This is a genomic window from Aeromonas sp. 603607 (assembly GCF_049171595.1).
Lineage (GTDB): Bacteria > Pseudomonadota > Gammaproteobacteria > Enterobacterales > Aeromonadaceae > Aeromonas > Aeromonas veronii.
On sequence record NZ_JAAKOV010000001.1, the window covers coordinates 358395 to 378053 of the forward strand.

Below are 19659 nucleotides of genomic sequence, written 5' to 3' on the forward strand. Positions count from 1 at the left end.
ATGGGGTAATGGCGGTTGTACACCATCAGAAGATGGGTCAGCACCAACGGTATGATGATATCGGATTGCTCTCTTTATCACGTTGGGTGATGAGCCCGCTTGCAGATTTATATTTCCAGCGCAAGGTAGCAGAGGTATCGGTTGACCAGGGTCATGCACCCTATATTATCATGCTCAAAATGAGCTGGCAGGATACAGCGACAGATGGGCACATCAGATAGCCATATGGACATAGCAAAAATAATTTCCGGGCCCACGCTGGTACTGGAAAAAGATAATGTGCACAGCGATGCGCTATGCAATCAGTTACGAGCCATTGGCATAAGCCAGATTACGGTGGTGGAGAGTGTCGAGGCGCTGGAACGTTGCGTGTCTGATGGCCCTGCCGCCATGATCATCTGCAATATCGATCTCGATTCGGCAAACTTGCTCACGCTGCTGAAAAATATTCGCAGTAGGGCACCTCATCACACACTGCCATTTTTGACCCTGACCTCAGGGACAGATCGCCCATTGATCGAACAATTTGTCCAGGCGAAAGTCTCTGACATTATCTTGACCCCGCTCAAGCCCGATACCCTTAAAACCAGGATCACTCGGCTGCTGTTGGCAACCAGCCAATCGCAACCCCCACTCTCGCAATTCGAATTCGGTCGTTTGCACCGTTTTTCCAACAGCGATCTGGTTGCCAGCAATCAGGATAGTCCAACCATTCTGGTGGTTGACGATGTTCCAGATAATTTGATGCTGATCACCTCGGTATTTCGCAAAGAGTTTCATCTCAAGTTGGTCAAAGATGGCGAAAAAGCGATCAGGATCTGCCAATCGGATAATCCACCCGATCTGGTGCTGCTCGATATCATGATGCCCAACCTGAACGGATTCGATGTTGCCAGAATTTTGCGTGAACATCCCCACTCAGAGCACATCCCCATCGTCTTTATGACGGCACTGGATGATATCTATTCCCGTAAACGGGCGATGAAACTGGGGGCCGTCGATTTTATCACCAAGCCGATCGACATCGAGATGCTGCGTTTTCGCATTGCCAATCTGATGCGGCTGGTGCATGCCAGAAGAGATCTGCAAAAAGAGTTCGATCAGATGCTTGAGCTCAATGCGCTCAAAGAGAGCCTCGAGTTCAATATCCGCTATGAAATTCGGGAGCCCCTGCTCAACGCGCTACACCTGCTGGAAGAGCTGGCGGCCGACTCATCGCTCAACATGCTCCAAAAAACCCAGCTATCCATCACCAGAAAATCTGTAGGCGATGCACTGGCATTGACCCGGCTGGCCAGCGAGATTTACCAGATTGAAACCGGCACCTTTGTTTTGAAAGCGGGTAAAGTCCAGCTCTTTAATATTTTCAACCGGCTTTCGGTGCAATTCAAAAATCTCTATGCCGAGAAAAAGCTCGATATCAAGCTGACCAAACCCAAAAATTACCTCTATGATGAGCTATTCATCGCAGGTGACGAATTTCTCTGTTATTCCGCGTTTCAAATATTGACACGGCTCGCTTGTGAGCATGCGGCACCCTCCTCCTGCGTGGAAATTGTCTGTCTGAAATACCCCGAAAGCATTATTTTAAATATTGATAGCTCGACCTTGCTGGATATCAATAATGTCCTCTCTCTGTTCGACAGATTCCCATCCTCTAATAACAACAAAGAAGCACACAGTCACAATGGCTATCATGGCAAAATCATGCTGGAAGCCCATGGCGCCACCGTTACTGTGTCGCTGGATGAAGAAACCAGGCTGCTGAATATCTCGGCGCACTTCCCGCAAAAAGAGGGTTTCAATCCATATCCAGAGTGAAAAGAATCACGATCACAGAACTCTGCGGTAACATCGCCGTGGATCATTTTTGGCTACTGCGATGGGTGAATAAAAAAAGGATTTATCACCCCTTTCCATTTATCGTCATCTGGTGGTTTACGCAACGGGGTCTCTTTAATGCAAGCAGCAAGGGCGAACACCATGAAGCTACCTATTATTCTGTTGGGCTATCTCATTTATACCCCACTCAACAAACCCATCCATTTAAGGAGATAACATGAATCTCATTCGCCGCGTTATCCCCTTGTATGTTCATATTGCCCATCTGTTTCTGGGTTTATTGCTGGTGTTTGCCTTGATCACTCTTGGTCACCAATATCGGCAAACCAAAACCATGCTGATGAAAGAGGCGGAAGACAGATTCACCCTGATTGGCCAAATCACCACTCAGGCTTTAGAAGGGCTGTTCAGCACCTCAGCTTTAAGCGTCAATCTGCTCGCCCAACAGCGCCTGACCGAAGCCAAGACCCTGTCAGAGCGAATGGCCAGCCTTCCCTACATGACAACCCTGCTCAAAGGACAACCTTCTGCCAACGCGGTGTATGCCGGTTACAACAACGGCGATCTATTCTGGCTCATGCGCTGGCCTGCCGACACCGAGGTACAACACCTAACGCCGCCCGCCAATACCCGCTGGATCGTGAAGAGCATCCGGCATCAAGAGGCAACCACTCTTACGGAGACCTTCGCGCTGGCCGACAATCTCACCATCATTGAACGGCAAGAGGAATCAGGACAATTTTTTGATCCAATAGAGCATCCATGGTTTATTCAGGCCAAGCAGAGTGGACAGTTGGTGCAATCCCCTCTCTATATCTCGCACGATACTCAGGAGATGTACCTGAGTTTTGCCGAACCAATGCAAAATGGGGCTGGCGTCATAGGGATGAGCCTGAACCTCCGAGCTATCGAGCGCCTGCTCAAATCCGCCAAGATAACCCCCAATATGCGTCTAGCCATCGTCAATGAGCAGGGCGAGCTAATGACAAGTCATAAAGGTGGGATGCTGATTCATGAACATGGCGCTTATCGACTTGCAAGAGTGACCGAAGCCGACCTGCCTATGATCCAACACTTGATGAATGCCAGTCAGAATCAGAAGGCAGATAGTCTTTCCTTTAAATCAGAGGGCAATGATTGGCAAGGAATGCGTATCACTTTACCGGAAGCCGATGGGTCAAAATTAACCCTCTGGATTGCAGCACCTGTCGATGAGTTGCTGGCCACCGCCTTCACCATTCGCAATCAGACCTTCCTTCTGTCGGGCATCTTCCTGATCTTTGCCCTGTTCGCGGCCATCAAGCTAGCCAGAACCGCCGCCAGGCCCCTTGATGACCTGACTCAAGAAGCAGGAAAAATCGCCCACTTCGACTTCAACGATCCGATCAGAGTCAACTCCTATATTGCTGAAATCATCGATCTCTCCCAGGCCATGGGCGACATGAAATCGACTATCCAGCGCTTTTTACAGCTTTCCACCTCCCTCTCCAGCGAGACCAGTTTCCCCCGCTTGCTGGTGCGGCTGCTCACCGAAATGCAGCAACTGACCGGTGCAACAGGCTGCATGCTCTACCTCTCCGATAGCGGCAACAAGACGCTGGATCTGGCAGGGTTGTGCTGGAATGGCGAGGTGCAGGAGCAAACGCCGATCCACAGTATCGGAACGCTCAATCAGCCAAAACATCCACTGTTCCAGAGCTTGCAAGGAGTAGAACTGGAACCCGTTGCGTTGGTCACCAGCGAATTGCAGATCCTGTTTCCCTACATTGAGGAGAGCGACACGCCGCTGACCTTCTGGCCGATTGCCCTGAAAAACCGTGATGGCCAACTGCTCGGCACCCTGGTGTTTCTGATCGATGAACGGAAGAAGTCCCTGACCCCGCAGCGGATGGCATTTGTCAACGCGCTCTCTTCCACCGCCGCCGTGGCACTCACCACCCAGCGGCTGCTGGAGGAGCAGCGCAATCTGCTGGAGGCCTTTATCCAGCTCATCGCAGGGGCCATCGATGCCAAGAGCCCCTATACCGGTGGCCACTGTCAGCGAGTCCCCGAACTGACCAAGATGCTGGCAGAAGCGGCATGTGAGGCCAAGGAGGGCCCCTTCCAACACTTTTCGCTCGATGAAAAACAGTGGGAAGCAATACATATCGCGGCTTGGCTGCACGACTGCGGCAAAGTCACCACACCGGAGTTTGTGGTCGACAAGGCCACCAAGCTGGAAACCCTGTGCGATCGCATTCACGAGGTCAGGATGCGCTTTGAAGTGCTGAAACGGGATGCCGAGATTGCCTACTGGCAGGCACGTCTCCATGGGGGTGATGAGGCCACGTTACAGGCCACGCTGCAACAGCATTGGCAACAGCTGGATGAGGAGTTTGCCTTTATCGCCCGTTGCAACGAAGGGGGCGAATTTATGGCCACAGAGGATATTGCAAAGCTGCAGCAGATCGCGGGCCGCACCTGGCAGCGCACGCTCTCCGATCGGATTGGGATCTCTCAGGATGAACTGGCACGCAAACAGCGGGCCGCGGAGCCACCGCTACCGGTCACCGAACCCTTGTTGGCCGATCGCCCGGATCACCTCTTCACCCGCAGCAACCGCGACCGCCTTGCCCCTGACAATCCTTGGGGATTTCAGGTCAACACCCCTGAATACCTCTATAACCGCGGCGAGCTCTACAACCTCGCCATCCGCCGGGGCACCCTCACAGATGAGGAGCGCTACAAGATCAACGAGCACATGATCCAGACCATCATCATGCTCGAAAAACTCCCCTTCCCCGCCAACCTGAAACAGGTGCCGGAAATCGCAGGGGGACACCATGAGAAGATGGATGGCACTGGTTATCCCAAGCGGCTGAAACGGGACGAGATGAGCATCCCTGCCCGGATGATGGCCATCGCCGATATCTTCGAGGCGCTGACCGCCGGCGATCGCCCCTACAAGAAAGCCAAATCTCTCTCGGAGGCCATCCGCATCATGGGATTCATGCAACAGGATCACCATATCGACCCCGAGCTGTTTGCGCTCTTTCTCCGCTCTGGCGTCTACCTGCGCTATGCCAAGCGTTACATGAGCCCGGAGCTCATTGACGAGGTGGATATCAGCCCCTATCTCGCCAGCCATTGATCGCCGCGAGGCACTCTGGGTTACCTGATGCCTGCAGTCTGGGGATCTGCATGCAGACCCGCCGTCTTGTCACCGGTGGTCACCCCGATGCGTAATAGAGATGGGGAGGATATGCACCGGACAGCCATGCTAATCCTCTCCATGGCACCTTGTTCTGACTGACCTTACGGACACTTGCCAATAACGGTAATCGAACAAAAAAACGATAAAAATCAAGATAGATAGCCAATTAAAACGACATAATTGACTATAGTTCAATCGAACGTTTTAAAAACGTGACCACTTCACATGGGCCCAGCGCAATGACCACTGAACGGGAACAGTTGATCCGCTCACTGTTTGATGAGTACATCGAGCTGTATTCATCACGGGATGATCGGCTCACCACGCGGTTTAGCGACAATTTCAGCGGTTTTGCCGGCAGCAGTGATGTTCTGGTTACCGATAAAGATGAGTGGATCCGGATAACCCGCCGCGATTTTGCCCAGATCCCGGGCAGAATCCGCCTGGAAACACTCGATGTAACCCTGCAAGATCTGGCCGCTGATGTGGTGGCTGTCACCGCCTTCTTCCATATCCATCTACCGAAATCAGAACCTATCCTCTCCCGCAGAACCGCCAGACTGGTATTGATTTTTCGACACGAAGCCATGGCGTGGAAAATTGCTCACAGCAGTATCTCCATCCCTTACAGTGCGGCTCGGGAAAGCGAAATTTACCCGATGACCAGTCTGGAGGAGCGCCAACATGAGCTGGAGCTCATTATCGAGCTCAGAACCAAGGAGCTGGCGGAAGCGAACCGGAAACTGGAAGCGCTCAGCAATACCGACGGGCTAACCAATATCGGCAACCGTCGTCTGTTCGACAACTCATTGAACCAGGCCTGGGAGCACTGTATTCAGACAGAGATGCCGATTGCGCTCATCATGCTAGACATCGATCATTTCAAGCAGTTCAACGACCTCTATGGCCACGTTGCCGGTGACGAGTGCCTTCGATTGCTGGCCCATACCCTGGCGCAATCCGGGCGCCGCTCGGGGGAGTTGGTGGCCCGCTACGGCGGAGAGGAATTTGTCATCCTGCTGCCACATGTCGAGCGTCAATCCGCCTATGAAATTGCCCAACATATCCAGCGGCTGATTTTTGCACTCGCGCAGCCACACGCACAAAATACCACCGGTCTGGTGACCGTTAGCATGGGTGTTGCCTGCCTCAGACCATCGAGTCACTGGCAGCCATCTGAACTGGTAAAACTGGCTGATTCTGCGCTCTACACCGCCAAATCATCCGGCCGTAACTGCATCAGAGTGGCGGAGTCACCCAGCCTCCCGTAACCAGTCTGCCCATAAGTCCCTCATGCGTGACCATCCTCCCTACGGGGAACCACTGCGCGCTAACCATGCACGGCAAGGCTCAACGCATCCCATCGCAACATACCTTCCCACTGATCCAGTGTGCTTTGATAGGTATCTGCCGCGTTGTAATGGACCATGGCATGCAGGCGGGCATGATGGCCAAGTCGCTTGACCACATCGGGCATGGTGTTGAGGCTGGCCAGCACCCGCGCCAGATCGCCGGGATCGTTTGGCTGATATTTGCAGCAATTCACGTCATCGGTGAGGTGTCGATCCCACCAGGCGCCATCGGCCGGGATCACTACGCATAATCCTGCCGCCATGGCCTCCAGAATGGAGAGACCAAAGGGTTCCTGATGACTGGTGGAGACAAAAATGCCGCATTGAGATCGGATCTCGTCAAGATTGGCGGGGTTGGCATACCAGTGCGTGTCTGGCAGCTGTGGCTGAGGCTGGCTGCAGGGTTGCAGCGTGCCCTTGGGCTGCAGATAGCACACCATCAGCTCGGGGCGAGCGTCAGGGATCATCTGATGGGCGGCAAGCATGGTCTCCAGCCCCTTCCAGCGCAGCAACGAGGCCGCCCACAAAATCCGGTGCCCCCCCAGGGTCGCTTTGGGCCAATCAATCTCGCTCAAACCGTTGGTAAATGGCTGCCAGTGTGACGGGAACTCGGTCTCGCCAAGCCGGGCCAGCAGCGCCGCCAGGGAGCTGCGGGTCGATTCGAGATAAAACACTAAACTCGCCCGTTGCAAGGCTCTGGCAGAGAGCCCCGAGCACCCCACAGGGCCATGGATCAGCTGAACCACCCGGCACCGCAACCAGCGGGCAGCCCAGTAACAGCAGAGATCCACCCCCGGCCCGGACGCCGCCACCAGGCACTTCACCTGCCCCAGACGCAACACCAGCCAGAGGATCAGCAGGGTCTGCCACCCCTGTTTAAGCAGATAACCGATGCCGGACTCCCGCCCCTTCAATATGTGGGGCAACCAAAGAGGATGATGCTGACAACGGGACCAGGAGTCGGGATCCTGGGTCAACACATGGCATGTGAGCCCGGGCATCCGTTTGGCCAACTCATCGAGCAGCACTTCGGTCGCAACCTTGGAGCCACCGCGAAACGGGATAGGATCCACAACGATGACCTTTCCGAACACCGGCTCAGTTTGCATGCTCATCTTGCTGCTCCCTTACTCTGGCACCTTGCGGCGGCCAAACCCCAGTTGCACTTTTTGCGCCACTCTTGCCATCCCACTCGCCAGCATATTGCGACCTCTGGCAAGGAGGCGTTGCCCCGCCCAATGCATGAGTGGTCGGAAGGGTGTGGGGGCCGTGGCGTGCCAACGACCAGCCCGCGCGGCGTCCCACACCGCCGTGACGCCATCGACATAGCGCGCCACCGTGAACAACTGTGCGGCACGCAACTGAGCGGCCCGCCCCATTTCACATCGGCGCTGCGGATTGCTCAATTGCCGCCAGTGATCAGCCATCTCGGCCCAATCCCCCGGGGTTGCCAGCAAGCCGGTCACCCCCTCCTCTACCACTTCGGGGATGCCGCCCACCCGATAGGCACTGACCGGGAGTCCCAACATGCCCGCCTCCGCCAACGTCAGACCAAACACCTCCTCACGGGCTCCAGAGACCAGCAGATCCACCCCGCCCCGCAAGATAGCGGCACTGTCCGGCCGCTCGCCCAAAAAGTGGACCCGCTCGGCCACCCCGAGCTCGACAGCCAACGCCATCAATGCTTCCCGCTCCGGGCCGCTGCCAATGATCAGCAACTGGGCCTCCTCCCCCGATGCCATCAGGGCAGCCAGCGAGCGGATCAGCAGATCAATCCCCTTGCGTTTGATCAGGGAGCCGACGGTTGCGATGATCATATCCCCCGGGGGCAAGCCCAGCATGCCGACGACCGGCCAGTGAGCACCGCCATTCAGACGAGCGGCATCCACCCCGTTGGGTACCCGGATCAACCGATCGGCCGCGCAGCCATCCTGGCGCCAACCGGTCAACACCGGCTCGCTCACCCCGATCAGCACGCTTGCCTGATGAACCCGCAGGCTGAATCTGTCTCTTGGCTGGTAACGGGCATGGAGGTGGCACACCAGCGGTACCTGCAACGCCCGACAGACCCCCACCAGCCACTGACAAGGGGCCGCGCTGTTGGCATGCACCAGCCCAATCTGCCGCTCGGTGATGAGCTCTCTGGCTCGCCGGGAGAGGCGCCGATGGGCCGCAAGATCAAAACGTGGCACCTGCCATCCCAGCAGCAGGCTGAACGGCTCGACCATGGTTTCTACCCCGAGGGTGGCCGCCTCTGCCGCCAGAGCCGGGCTATTGCACCAGAGCAACGGCGTAAACCGGCTGCGATCGAGGTGGGCCAGCAGATCCAGCAGGCAGCGTTCGCTGCCGCGGATCCAGTCCTCTCCGTAGTGAACCAGCAAAACAGGGGTTGCATTCATCCTCTTGCTCCCGTTGGTGGCACTGCCGGCAACCGGGTTGCCTCCTGATGATCCTCAGCGGTGGCCTTCGCCTCTGTGGCCGCCTGCTGCACGTACTTGATGGCGGCGACGGCCAGCGCCAGCTCCAGATAGATGGGCCAGGTAAAGCCCTGAGTCAGGAAGGATCCCGAAATCACAAACCCCACCATGCTGGCCATCACCCCCTGCATCGCCGTGATCACTGCAGGAGGCATGCCAGCAAGCTGACAACGCCAGCCACTGCGCAGGGTCACCGTCACCATGCCGATAAACAGCGCCAGCCCGACAAAGCCGGTTTCAGCCAGCACCCCGAACCAGGTGGAGTGCACCGCATGATTGAGTCCATCCCAATGGGGGCTGTAGAAGAAGTAGTTGTAATAGAAATTGGACAAGCCCACCCCTACCAGCGGATGGCCCAGCGCCATGCCCCAGGCCGCTTGCCAGGCGTAGATCCGCCCCATGGCCGAGGCATCGACCCCGCTCTCGGCGGCGCCGCCAGATGCCCGATCGCTGATCCCGGCAGCGGCAAACAGCACCACCAGCGCGACCATCCCCAGCGAGATCAACAGGGTTTTCGACTTCACCCGCTGCCAGGCAAACAGGCCACCAACGGCGCAGATACCCAGCAAACCACCCCGGCTCTGGGTGGCGATAATGGCGGCGGCAGTCAGCGCAAAGCCAAGCCCCCCCAGCAAACGCCCCCCCACCCCATTGCCCTGATTGAGCAGCAAGCTCAGTGAAAAGCCGGCAGGAAAGAGCAGCACCAGCGCCAGATCGTTGGGATCCCCCAACACAGAGCCCAGCTCGCGCCCTATGGTCACCCGGGTCCCTTCCACCAGCCCGATCCCGCTCGCCTTGTTGTAGAGGGCCACCAGCGCCACCAGACAGCCCGCCACCACAAAGGTGCGTACCGCCAGCGCAAAATCCCCCGGGGTGCGCACCAGCCAGGCGGTGGCCAGGGTCATCAGATAGATCTTGCTGTAGCTGCCGGTCCAGGTGGCGATCGCCTCACCCCGGTTGCTGGCAAACAGCACACCGATGGAGACCATCACAAAGAAGGCCGTCAGCCAGCTCAGGGCTGGACTCCAGTAGGGCTTGATCCGACCGGTCAGCAAAATGTGCCAGACCAGTGCGCCGATGGCGGCCAGCGAGAAGAGCAGCGGGATCTTGAGGGGATAGAGCTGGGGGAACACCTCATGCAGCCGAAAAAAGGAGAAGGTGACAAACCCCAGCACCATCAAGAAGGGCCAGCGCAGGGCAAACCAGATGGCGGGAATGGCAAGGCCGAGCACCGGCAACAGCAAGGGATGGGGAAGCCGCCACCAAAGCAGGGCCAGCACCAGACAGATGGCGCTTGCCCAGATGGCTGGCGTTAGACGAGCCATGATCCTGCCCACCATTGGCCGAGCCAGACCATCGCCAGCGCCCCGAGCGAACTGGCCCAGAGGGTCGAGAGGCGATACGGCAGCGGCAGCAACCGCTGGCTCACCAGATAAAAGGCCAGCGCCCGTACCAGATAGACCAGCAGCAGGGTCCAGATCACCCCGGCAACCCCGAAGGGGGGGATGGCGAGCAGAAAGCCTGCCACCCCAAGGGCGCTGCAGCCCAGATTGATCACCATCTGGGCATTGCTCTTCTCGCCGCTAAAGCAACCGACATTGAGCAAGTCCGAAACATTGCGCACCGCCATACCCAGCACCAGCAGCGGAATATAGGCAATCGCCCCGTGATAGCTCTCCGGGGTCAGCCAGCGAATGAGCAAGGGGGCCGTAAGCCCGACAATCCCCGCGGTGACAAACCCCAGTACCGACCCCATCACGCTGTAGTGGGCATTGAGCCGCAGTCCATCCGGCTCGCGCAGCAGCATGAAACGGCGGGGATACCACCAGAGGGCAAAGGGTTGCAGCAACAACCCCACCGCCAACGCGAGCTTGCCCGCCACCGCGTAGTAGGCGAGCAGCGCCTCCCCCACCACATCGGCCAGCAACCAGCGATCCAGTCCGCTCAGGGCAAAGCCTGCCAGCCCGCTCACCACCAGGGGCAATCCATAGCGCAGCAGCGGTCGATAGTGCTGCCAGTCAAAGCGGATCCCGCTATCTCGCCACTGCCAGAGGCTCAGCAGCAGCGCCAGTGCGACGCAGGTCAGGGTGCCGGAGGCCAGCACCCCGCTCACGCCCCAACCGAGCCAGAGCCACCAGCCGGTCAGCACCGACTGGATCACCGCCTTGCCTGCGGTCGCCACGAAAAAGAGCCGGGCCTGATTGCGCATCCGCAGCCATGCCAGCGGCACGCCGATCACCCCTTCAAACGGCAGGGCGCAGAGCACCCAGCGCACATCCGCAAGACGGGTTTCCACCGGCAGCCAGGCTTGCACCACAGGTGCCAGCAGCCAGAGCAGCACCAGACTGGCCAAGGCGATCAGCCAGACCAGCCCAAACATGCGGGCCACTACCTGCTGGCGCTCCTGCTCATCTTTCGCCAGTCCGGCAAAGCGGTAGAGGGCATCCACCAGCCCGAAGCCGAGAATGAGGGAGCCCAGATTGATGAGGGTCAGCAGCACCTCCAGCTGGCCGTATTCACGAGGCAGCAGCTGATGGGTCAGCACCGGCAGCATCAGCAGGGAGATCCCCTTCATCAGGAGCAAGCCGCCGGCGTAATAGAGCATGGCAATCTGGTTCACACCAAGTTTCATAGGGCCTCCCAGCCACCCGAAGCATCCTGCTCCGGGTCAGCTACCGCTAATGCAAAGCCCACGCCACTCACTCCCGCCCAGAGACGATAGCTCCTCTGCGCGGCTTAACCGGCCTGAACAGGCCTGAACAGGCCCAGAATGAGACTGGCATTTGCGTTTTGCACAACGCTGGCTGCAAATTGCACCGACCGGCTCAATTTGGCCCCTCTCTTAGCCCCACTAGGCCTGATCCCGCTGGGGCCATCCTGTTGGCCCGATCCCTGCTTTCTGCTTAGCGAGCAACGGACTGCACCAGAGGGAGAGGTCGCCATGAACACCATCAACCTGCACCGGATGAAAAGCTGGGCCAAACAGGGGGAGACGCCACTGGCTCGCCGGGTATGGCGACTGGCCAAAAGTGCCCGCCACTGGTCATGCCCCGTGATCCCTCCCCTGCATCGGCTGCTTTATCGGCTCTATCTGTTGGGCAGCAACGCGCTGGCGACCCTGACCCGCACCCTTTGGTGGACTCCCTTGTTTCAATCTCGCCTCACAGCCCCCGCCCCGCGCCTCTATCTCTATGGCGGCATCCCCTATATCAGCGGTCCGGTCACCATCGAAATTGGTGCCGACTGCCGCCTCAGCGCCGCCATGACCATCAGCGGCCGGGCATCGAGCCAGACGCCAAAGCTGGTGATTGGCCGCAATGTCGGGATTGGCTGGCAGACCACCCTGGCGGTGGGCAGCAAGATAGTGCTGGGGGATAACGTCCGGATTGCAGGGCGTGCCTTTCTGGCGGGCTACCCGGGGCATCCCATCAACGCCCGCGATCGCGCCCGGGGCCTGCCGGATCGCGATGAACAGGTGGGGGCCATTGTGCTGGAGCAGGATGTCTGGCTTGGCACCGGGGTGATGGTGATGGCCGGCGTCACCATAGGCGCTGGCACCATTGTCGCCGCTGGCAGCGTCGTCACCCGGGATCTGCCCGCAGGTGTGCTGGCAGCGGGTGTACCGGCCACCGTACTGCGCCCCTTGCAACCACAGGATCACAGCGACCCCGCACACGCTTCGGAGACCTTTGCATGAAACCACACTCACTGCCGCAACTGGTGGTGCTGGGCGAGGATTGGGGCCAGCACCCCTCCAGCACCCAGCACCTGATCAAGCGTCTGTTGCCCGATTATCAAGTGCTCTGGGTCAACTCCATCGGCATGCGCTGTCCCCGCTTTACCCTTCATGATCTCACCCGCATCGTCCGCAAACTGGGGGCCGTGCTGCGCGGCGCGCGCCATGCTGGCGGCCAGTCGGTTGCGCCATCAGAGGTCAGCAGCCCCCGGGTTCTGCCGCCGCTCGCCTTGCCACTACCGGGCAGTCGGCTGGCGGGCAAAATCAATGGCCACTGGCTGGCGGCGCAGATCCGGCGCCAGTTGCCCGAGCTGGATCGCCCCTTGCTCTGGATCTCCCTGCCCAGCGCCGTCGATCTGATTGGCAAGCTCGAAGAGCGGGCGGTGATCTACTACTGCGGCGATGACTTCTCAGCGCTGGCGGGGGTGGATCATCAGGCCATCGCCCACTGCGAGGCCCGACTGGTGGAAAAAGCGGATCTCATTCTGGCCGCCAGCCCCGCGCTGGCCAGCCGCTTTCCCCCCCATAAAACCCGGCTTCTCAGCCACGGCGTGGATCTCGAGCTGTTTATGCCCCCCAGAGAACGCCCGGCAGATCTCCCCTCCGGCCGTCCCATTGCCGGATTTTACGGCAGCCTGAGCGACTGGATTGATATCCCCCTGCTGGCAGAGACGGCCGCCGCCCTGCCCCACTGGGATCTGGTGCTGATTGGCCCGGTCCAGACCGATATCTCCCCCCTCAAGGGGCTCCCCAATATCCATCTGCTGGGGCCCCGTCCCCACCACACGCTGGCGGCCTATGCCCAGCACTGGCAGGTGAGTCTGCTGCCCTTTGTCGACAACGCCCAGATCCGTGCCTGCAATCCATTGAAATTGCGCGAGTATCTGGCCGCAGGGCGCCCTATCGTCAGCACCGATTTTCCGGCTCTCGATGGCTATCGGGATCAGATCCAGCTCCCCCACGATGGGGAGAGCCTGGCCCAGGCCATCAATCGGGCCGCCTTTGATCAATCCAATCCTGGCTGGTTTCAGGAGAGTGGCTGGGAGGGGCTCACCCGCAGCGAAGGGCGCCACACTCGCCAACAGCAGGTGGCCCAGCAAAGCTGGGATCACAAGGCTGCCGAGCTGAACAACTGGTTGAAGGGGCTGGCCGGATGAGCAGAGGGCTCTGGCTGGTTATCCTGCTCTGCTGCCATGCAGCAATAGCCGCTACCCGGCTGGAGGGGCTGACCCCGCTGCCCCTGACGGGTAACCAGACACCCCAGCGGCTCGATCTGAGCCCCCACAGCTGGCCGGTGGGCAGCGATGATGAACTGGTGATCGAGGGCCATAACCCCAGCGCCCGCCCGCAAACCCTGATCCTGCGTATCGACGATGAGGCCTCGGTCAACTACCGCAGTCGGGTCAATCTGGAGCGGATTGTCGCCCCCGGCCCCTTCACCCAGCGCTTTGCCTTGAGCGAGTGGCGCACCAGCCAACCCAGAGCGTTGGCGCTGGACAAACTCACCAAGCTCTATCTCTTTATGGCCGATAACGCACCCTCAATGACCATTCACCGCTGGTACTGGGTGCCCGGTTTGACCCTGCCTGAGGGCACCATTGCGCTGGATCTGGGGGCCTCCACAGCCCCCCGCTTTACCGGCTTTGAGCCCCTGAGTCCGGGGGATCCCCGACTGATTGGCCATCCCACCCCCATCTTGCGCCCCTCCGGCGATGCTCTGGTGCGCGATGGGTTGCGCAATCTCGACGGAGTGCGACTGGATCTGGCCAAAGGACGCTACCAGCTCACCCTCTGGCTCGATGACCCCGGCGAGTGGGAGTACCTGCCCCACCCCTTCGAGCGCAGCGTGCTGGTCAATGGCGAGCCCATCTGGGCCGAGCAGTGGCAACCGCAGGAGTGGCTAACGCAGCGCTATCTGGCGGGGCAATCTCGCGAGGCACTGCCAAATCCGGATCCCTGGCAGCTGTTCGGGGCACGACAGGGCGGCCCGGTCCATGTCACCCTGAACCACCCCGGCGGCCCGATCACTATCACATTGGTAGGTCACTCACCGGATGCCAAATACCTGGCGGGGCTGCTGCTTGCCCCCTATCCGGCCAGCACCAGCAAAGAGGCTCTCCCGAATAGTGGAAAAGATCGCGCCGTATTGGCCGACGCTACCGCAAGCGTGCTGACCAAGCAGCGCCAGCTGTTTTTGGAAAAGTGGACTCTGGCCCCCTATTCCCCAGCCCCAGCTTCGCAGCAGCTCAGCCTCACGCCGATTACAGATGCCGCCCCAACCCTGCAGATCGCCCCACTATCTGCGGCAGATGCGTTGCAGCAGGCTGCGCAACCGGTGCTGGCCGCCCGTGGCAGCCAGCTGTTGCTGGAGTTTGCCATCCACGCTGCCACCGACGATCCGGCCCCCTTGCTGGTGATCCAGCCCCCCGAACAGGCAGGATCGCCGCTGGCGCTGACCCCCTATTACGGCAAGTGGCATCTGGTTCGCCCGCAGGCGAGCGGCACCCTGCTAGCCCCCTCGGATCAGGAGCTGGTCGAGGGGATCGCCGGACTCACCCTGCTGGCAGGCGTACCTCGGCGTCTGGTGCTGCAGATCACAGTCCCCCGCGATGCCCCGGCGGGGCGCTTTCTGGGCAATATTCAGCTGATGAGCCAACAGCAACTGGTGCAGTTGCCACTGACTATCGAGGTGCTGCCGCTGACTCTGCCCGCGGCCAGCAAGCCGGTCGGCATCTATGTCGAAGCGCCCCCTTATCTCAACTGGCTGAGCCCCGACCCCGAGGCGTTAAAAGAGCAGATTGCCGCGGCCAGTCGCTGCGATCTGGCGCGGCTCGCCAAACTCGGGATCAGCGGCCTCTCGCCTGCCCTGCCACAAGATGAGGCGGGGATGCGGGAGATCATGGGAGAGGCGGTGGGGCTCGGCTTTGTGCCGCCCCTGCTGGCCTATACCCCGCTCAAACGCTGGGGGGGCGACCCTGCCAGCCAGCTTGAACAGTGGCAGGCGCGGCAACAGGGGCTGACCGCCAGCGGCTTGCCCCCGCTGGCATGGAGCCTGTTTGATGAGCCGGATCTTGCCACCTTGCCCGCCATCACCACCTTGGCGCGGGAGATGAAACGGCGGGATCCGGCGGTGATCCGCGCAGGCCACTTCAACCACCCGGGTCAGGTTGGTCTGCTGGCAGAGGTGGAGATTGCCCTGATCAACGCAGGTTTTGGCGCCGACAAGGCCGATGTGGCGCGGGTGCGCCAGAACAAGGTCACCCCCTGGTTTTACAATCTGGGTACTCCGAGAGCCGCCGGTTTTTATCTGTGGCAGAGCGGCGCCGAGGGCTATTTGCAGTGGCATGGCCGCATGCCCACCGCCCTGCCCTACGACCCCACCGACGGGCGGGAGAGCGACTTTATGCTGCTCGGCCCGCAAGCCTGCGAGGCGCACCGCCTCTCCCACAATCTGTTGCTGTTGCAGCAAGCCATCGAGGATCTGCGCTGGCTCGCCTGGCTGGAGCAGGAGGCCCGCTATCAGGTGGAGGCCGCCCTGCTGCTGGAGCGCCTGCGCGATCAGCTGCCGACCCGCTGGCAGGTGGCAGAGCAACTGCCCTCTGCCGCCTGGATCCAGTGGCGCCGCGAGATTGAACAACTGGCCAAGGGATTGAAAACATTGCAAACTGGTGCCAACTCATCCTCCTGAAGTGACTGCGTATGGCCAACCAGACTACCCGCTCCACAGCCAAAGACAGCGCCCTGCGCCGCCTGTTGCCCCTGATGCTGCCGCTGCTGCTCACCGGTTGCGCCCGTCAGGAGCCGGTCAATGAGACCCTGCCGATCCTCAACCAGTTGCGGGAACAGCAAATGGCCGAACAGCCCCAGCTGCAACTGCAGTACCAGCAAGCGGAGACACAACTGCCAGCGGATCAGGAGCAGCAGTTGCATCAGTTTTTGGGACGCAAGGATCCGGCCCGGATTGCGCTGGTAAGCGGCCCTGGGCTGCAAACCGACATGCTGGAGAGTGCGCGGATGGCGAGCGTGCGGCTGACCGCACTCACCCGCTTGCTGGGAGCTCGCGCCATTGAGCTGGAGCCCCGCTATGACCCCATGCTGGCCCCCAATACCTTGCTGATCCGCATTCTGCCAAACGGTGAACCGGGGGCTGTCACCCCAGCGGCGGCGCAATAAGGTCAATGCAAGAAGTCGGCAATGCCACCCGATAGAGGGGATATGGGGACAGCCCCCACAATTTACGCCAACCCTGGCTGAGCCGATAAGAGAGCAACGGCGGGCTCTGGTGCAGCTCACCTAAAAACATCACTCCCTGACTCATCCCTTCACCCGCCAGCGTCACTGACATCGCCTCGCTATCAGGCGCCACCAGCATGGCCTGCAGCAGGCCATCACAACGAGGATGGGCCAGCTGATAGCTGACATAGGTGCCGCCCAATACTGGCGTAGCCACCCGCAAGCGCCAGCCCAACTGGACCAGCTCCATCAGCATTGGCTTGGCCCCCTCATTGATCGCTCGGTTCTGATAACGCCAGCCCATGGCGGCAGCACTGAGAAGCGCCACCAGCAACAGCAGCAGATATCCCCTAGATAGATGCATCATGGCGCCCCCGGATAAAGAGAATGCTCATCACCAGCAACATAATGGCCCACTGGTAGAGCTGGGCCAGCGAGCCGGTATGCAGCCAGCCGTACCAGCGCAGATCCAGGCTCATCAGCACCAGCCGCAGCTGATTGGCCCCGATATAGAGCAGGCAAACCAGCAGCAACATGGGCCACTGCCGGTAGAGGGGCCGATCCGGCGCCAGCCAGCAGCAGGAGACCAGCCAGGAGAGCACCACCAGATAGAGTTGAGAAAACGAGGAGCACCCCTTGAGTACGATCAGAGCGTGGCCCCCCAACCGCTCGATGCGATTGCCATCAAGGCGAGTCTCCCAGCCAAGCAGTTGCAACCACTGGCCTACCCCCCAGGCATCGAGCGCCAGCACGGGGCCGGAGAGCAGGGCAAACACCTGCTGCCCCCACAACACCGCCACGGTAAAGGCGAGCACAATCTGCAACACCGCCCGCTCATCGCCACTCTGGCATCGGCGCCACAGCGAGGCCACCAGCAGCAGACAGGCCAGCGCCTTGCAACTGGCACTGGGGATCAGGATCAGCAGGATAAAGAGGGCGAGCACCAGTGGATGCGGACGCCAGTTCGGTGCAACCCGCGATGCAATTTGCCACCAGATAGCAATCAGCAACACCACCAGCAAGTTGAAGTGGCCCATATTGAGCCACACCATGCCCCACTGATTGGCCAAACCAAGTAGCAGCCAGTTGGGTGCCCACTGCCAGGGACGGATCTCCATCGCAACTCCTGCCGGATATCAGTGCTTTTGAGTGCTGTCGCAAGTTCCATGCCTGCCCAGCCTCACCCGGACCAAGCCAAGTCAGAGGATGCAACAAAGCTGGCACGCTTTATTCATTCCCCCTGCTGGCACTAGCGCCAGGGAGAAGGAGTGAGCAATGAAACTCAAACCGTTGGCAGGGCTGCTGGGGATGTTATTGGTAACCTCCCCCGCATACGCCTTGACCGAAGTCGATACCGAACTGCAACTGCTGATGGATGTGTCGGGCAGCGTCAGTTCATCGGAATTCAATTTGCAGTTACAGGGGTATGTAGACGCCTTTTACAGTCAGGATGTACAGAGCGCCATCCTCGACACCAGTGGCGGCAAACTCGGCTCCATCGCCGTACAGATGATCATGTGGAGCAGCAGCAACCAGCAAAGTCTGATGACCGACTGGTTCCACCTCTACGACATGACCTCCATCAACAACTTCGCCGCCACCCTGGATGCCCTGGTCCGCCCCTATGCGGGGATGACGGCCCCCGGTTCGGCCATGGCCTTTGGTGCCCAGCAGTTTGATACCAACAACTACACCGCCGCCCGCCAGGTGATGGATGTGTCAGGTGACGGTATCCAGAACAACGGGCTGGATACCTCTACCGTGCGGGATCAACTGCTCGCCTCAGGCATCGATACCATCAACGGCATCACCATAGGTCAGGACTATGCCGATGGGGTGTTGCAAGAGTGGTATGTGGAGAACGTGGCGGGCGGTCAGGATGCGTTTGTTATCAATGCCACCACCTTCGCCGACTTTGGCAATGCGCTGGAGCTCAAACTGGCGGCCGAAATTGAGGGAGGCATTATTCCGGAAGGGGCTCTGGCCGCCCCCATCGAGGAGATCCCGCTGGCCGCCCAGCTGCTGCTCGGTATGCCGCTACTGCTGGCCTGGCGCTATCAACGCCGATCTCAAGGCCGTCCGCAGCAAGCCAACTGGCAACAGACCCCCGCCATCGGCTAGTTAATCACCCCGTGTGTTGCGATTAGGGAGCTATGGCTCCCTGATTTGTTAACGAACTTGAAGTTTTTTTTGTGCGGCCATACGTTCCCTAACCTCTGGCGGCACGTGATCTAGCCACTCAATAACTCCAGTTTCTGGATTTAGATGAACCAATATGATTCCTCCGGGTGAGCCACTTTTTTCAATTTCGAGAGAGGCAGCCGAATTGCCATCAATATGATGATAATCAGAAATAAACTCCATAAATTTGACAACTATATTTTCATAATCGACGTCTGGTGAAAACTTTGGGATCAACAACTTGAAGTTATAGCCATCTTTTCCTTCTGCCGTAATGGAGTACGCCATGGAATATGGGTTATTTTGGCGGATTTTTCCTTTAGATCCCATTATCACGGGTTCAAAGCGAGGTTGGCTGATTGTTTTTTTAGTTAACTTTGTCAGGGACAACTTGAGTGCTTTATAATGATCACTACCCATTTCCTTGAGAAATTCTTGGAAATAGGATTTTGCAACAAATGCAATAACTGCGGTGGGGAGAAACCACTCGACTGCAGCATAAGGACCAGGCTCAGGCCTCCCATTTATTTCTAGTTCCAATTCATCGTGCTCAACTTCTGCTTCAAAGTCACTGAAAAATGAGCGTTCTATTCTATCAAGATACACTATTCCCACATGAGGCTTCTGCATATTTTCTCCTATACA

Annotated in this window: 15 protein-coding genes; 8 read left to right on the forward strand and 7 right to left on the reverse strand. The window is 59.0% G+C overall.

Annotation, left to right across the window (positions count from 1 at the left end):
* The first annotated feature begins 204 nt into the window (after nt 1–204).
* The 3 genes from G5315_RS01575 to G5315_RS01585 all read left to right on the forward strand — a co-directional run bounded on the left by G5315_RS01575 (nt 205) and on the right by G5315_RS01585 (nt 6306).
* Complete coding sequence (locus G5315_RS01575) at nt 205–1821, forward strand: response regulator (RefSeq protein WP_421204833.1); 1617 nt, start codon at nt 205–207, stop codon at nt 1819–1821.
* 238 nt (nt 1822–2059) lie between these two features.
* Nucleotides 2060–4972: an HD domain-containing phosphohydrolase gene (locus G5315_RS01580; RefSeq protein WP_421332197.1), complete on the forward strand. Its 2913-nt coding sequence runs from the start codon at nt 2060–2062 to the stop codon at nt 4970–4972.
* A 302-nt stretch (nt 4973–5274) separates the two neighbouring features.
* Nucleotides 5275–6306: a diguanylate cyclase domain-containing protein gene (locus G5315_RS01585; RefSeq protein ID WP_421332198.1), complete on the forward strand. Its 1032-nt coding sequence runs from the start codon at nt 5275–5277 to the stop codon at nt 6304–6306.
* 59 nt (nt 6307–6365) lie between these two features.
* Here G5315_RS01585 and G5315_RS01590 read toward each other — a convergent pair whose 3' ends face one another.
* The 4 genes from G5315_RS01590 to G5315_RS01605 are packed head-to-tail and all read right to left on the reverse strand — an operon-like array spanning nt 6366 to nt 11496.
* Nucleotides 6366–7502: a glycosyltransferase family 4 protein gene (locus G5315_RS01590; RefSeq protein ID WP_421332199.1), complete on the reverse strand. Its 1137-nt coding sequence runs from the start codon at nt 7500–7502 to the stop codon at nt 6366–6368.
* A 12-nt stretch (nt 7503–7514) separates the two neighbouring features.
* The gene (locus G5315_RS01595) at nt 7515–8786 is read right to left on the reverse strand and encodes a glycosyltransferase family 4 protein (protein WP_421332200.1); all 1272 of its coding nucleotides are present in this window, start codon (nt 8784–8786) and stop codon (nt 7515–7517) included.
* On the reverse strand, nt 8783–10189 hold the full coding sequence (locus tag G5315_RS01600; protein WP_421332201.1) for an O-antigen ligase family protein: 1407 nt from the start codon (nt 10187–10189) through the stop codon (nt 8783–8785). The genes G5315_RS01595 and G5315_RS01600 overlap by 4 nt, the downstream gene beginning before the upstream one ends.
* Nucleotides 10177–11496: a lipopolysaccharide biosynthesis protein gene (locus G5315_RS01605; RefSeq protein ID WP_043819779.1), complete on the reverse strand. Its 1320-nt coding sequence runs from the start codon at nt 11494–11496 to the stop codon at nt 10177–10179. The genes G5315_RS01600 and G5315_RS01605 overlap by 13 nt, the downstream gene beginning before the upstream one ends.
* A gap of 309 nt (nt 11497–11805) precedes the next feature.
* Here G5315_RS01605 and G5315_RS01610 point away from each other — a divergent pair, with 309 nt between their 5' ends.
* Genes G5315_RS01610 through G5315_RS01625 form a run of 4 tightly spaced genes read left to right on the forward strand, consistent with a single transcriptional unit; the run spans nt 11806 to nt 16773 of the window.
* A complete protein-coding gene (locus tag G5315_RS01610; RefSeq protein ID WP_335817130.1) occupies nt 11806–12561 on the forward strand; it encodes an acyltransferase in 756 nt (251 codons plus the stop codon).
* Nucleotides 12558–13757 carry a glycosyltransferase gene (locus G5315_RS01615; protein ID WP_270656950.1) on the forward strand — a complete coding sequence of 400 codons (1200 nt, stop codon included), beginning with the start codon at nt 12558–12560 and terminating at the stop codon, nt 13755–13757. The genes G5315_RS01610 and G5315_RS01615 overlap by 4 nt, the downstream gene beginning before the upstream one ends.
* Entirely contained in the window at nt 13754–16288 is a 2535-nt protein-coding gene (locus tag G5315_RS01620) for a hypothetical protein (protein WP_421332202.1), read from the forward strand. Before G5315_RS01615 ends, G5315_RS01620 begins: the two co-directional genes overlap by 4 nt.
* A gap of 11 nt (nt 16289–16299) precedes the next feature.
* Nucleotides 16300–16773 (forward strand): hypothetical protein, encoded by a 474-nt coding sequence (locus G5315_RS01625; protein WP_421332203.1) that lies wholly within the window; start codon nt 16300–16302, stop codon nt 16771–16773.
* On the opposite strand, the gene G5315_RS01630 is transcribed toward G5315_RS01625, so the two are convergent.
* Nucleotides 16751–17197 (reverse strand): hypothetical protein, encoded by a 447-nt coding sequence (locus G5315_RS01630; RefSeq protein WP_421332380.1) that lies wholly within the window; start codon nt 17195–17197, stop codon nt 16751–16753. The two genes, G5315_RS01625 and G5315_RS01630, sit on opposite strands and share 23 nt — an antisense overlap.
* Nucleotides 17184–17951, reverse strand: coding sequence for a hypothetical protein (locus G5315_RS01635; RefSeq protein WP_421332204.1), 768 nt, complete (start codon nt 17949–17951; stop codon nt 17184–17186). Before G5315_RS01635 ends, G5315_RS01630 begins: the two co-directional genes overlap by 14 nt.
* A gap of 157 nt (nt 17952–18108) precedes the next feature.
* On the opposite strand from G5315_RS01635, the gene G5315_RS01640 reads away from it, so the two are divergent.
* A complete protein-coding gene (locus G5315_RS01640; protein WP_266133945.1) occupies nt 18109–18954 on the forward strand; it encodes a DUF1194 domain-containing protein in 846 nt (281 codons plus the stop codon).
* A 48-nt stretch (nt 18955–19002) separates the two neighbouring features.
* Here the strand turns inward: G5315_RS01640 and G5315_RS01645 are convergent, their stop codons facing one another.
* On the reverse strand, nt 19003–19644 hold the full coding sequence (locus tag G5315_RS01645; RefSeq protein ID WP_421332206.1) for a hypothetical protein: 642 nt from the start codon (nt 19642–19644) through the stop codon (nt 19003–19005).
* Nucleotides 19645–19659 lie beyond the last annotated feature (15 nt).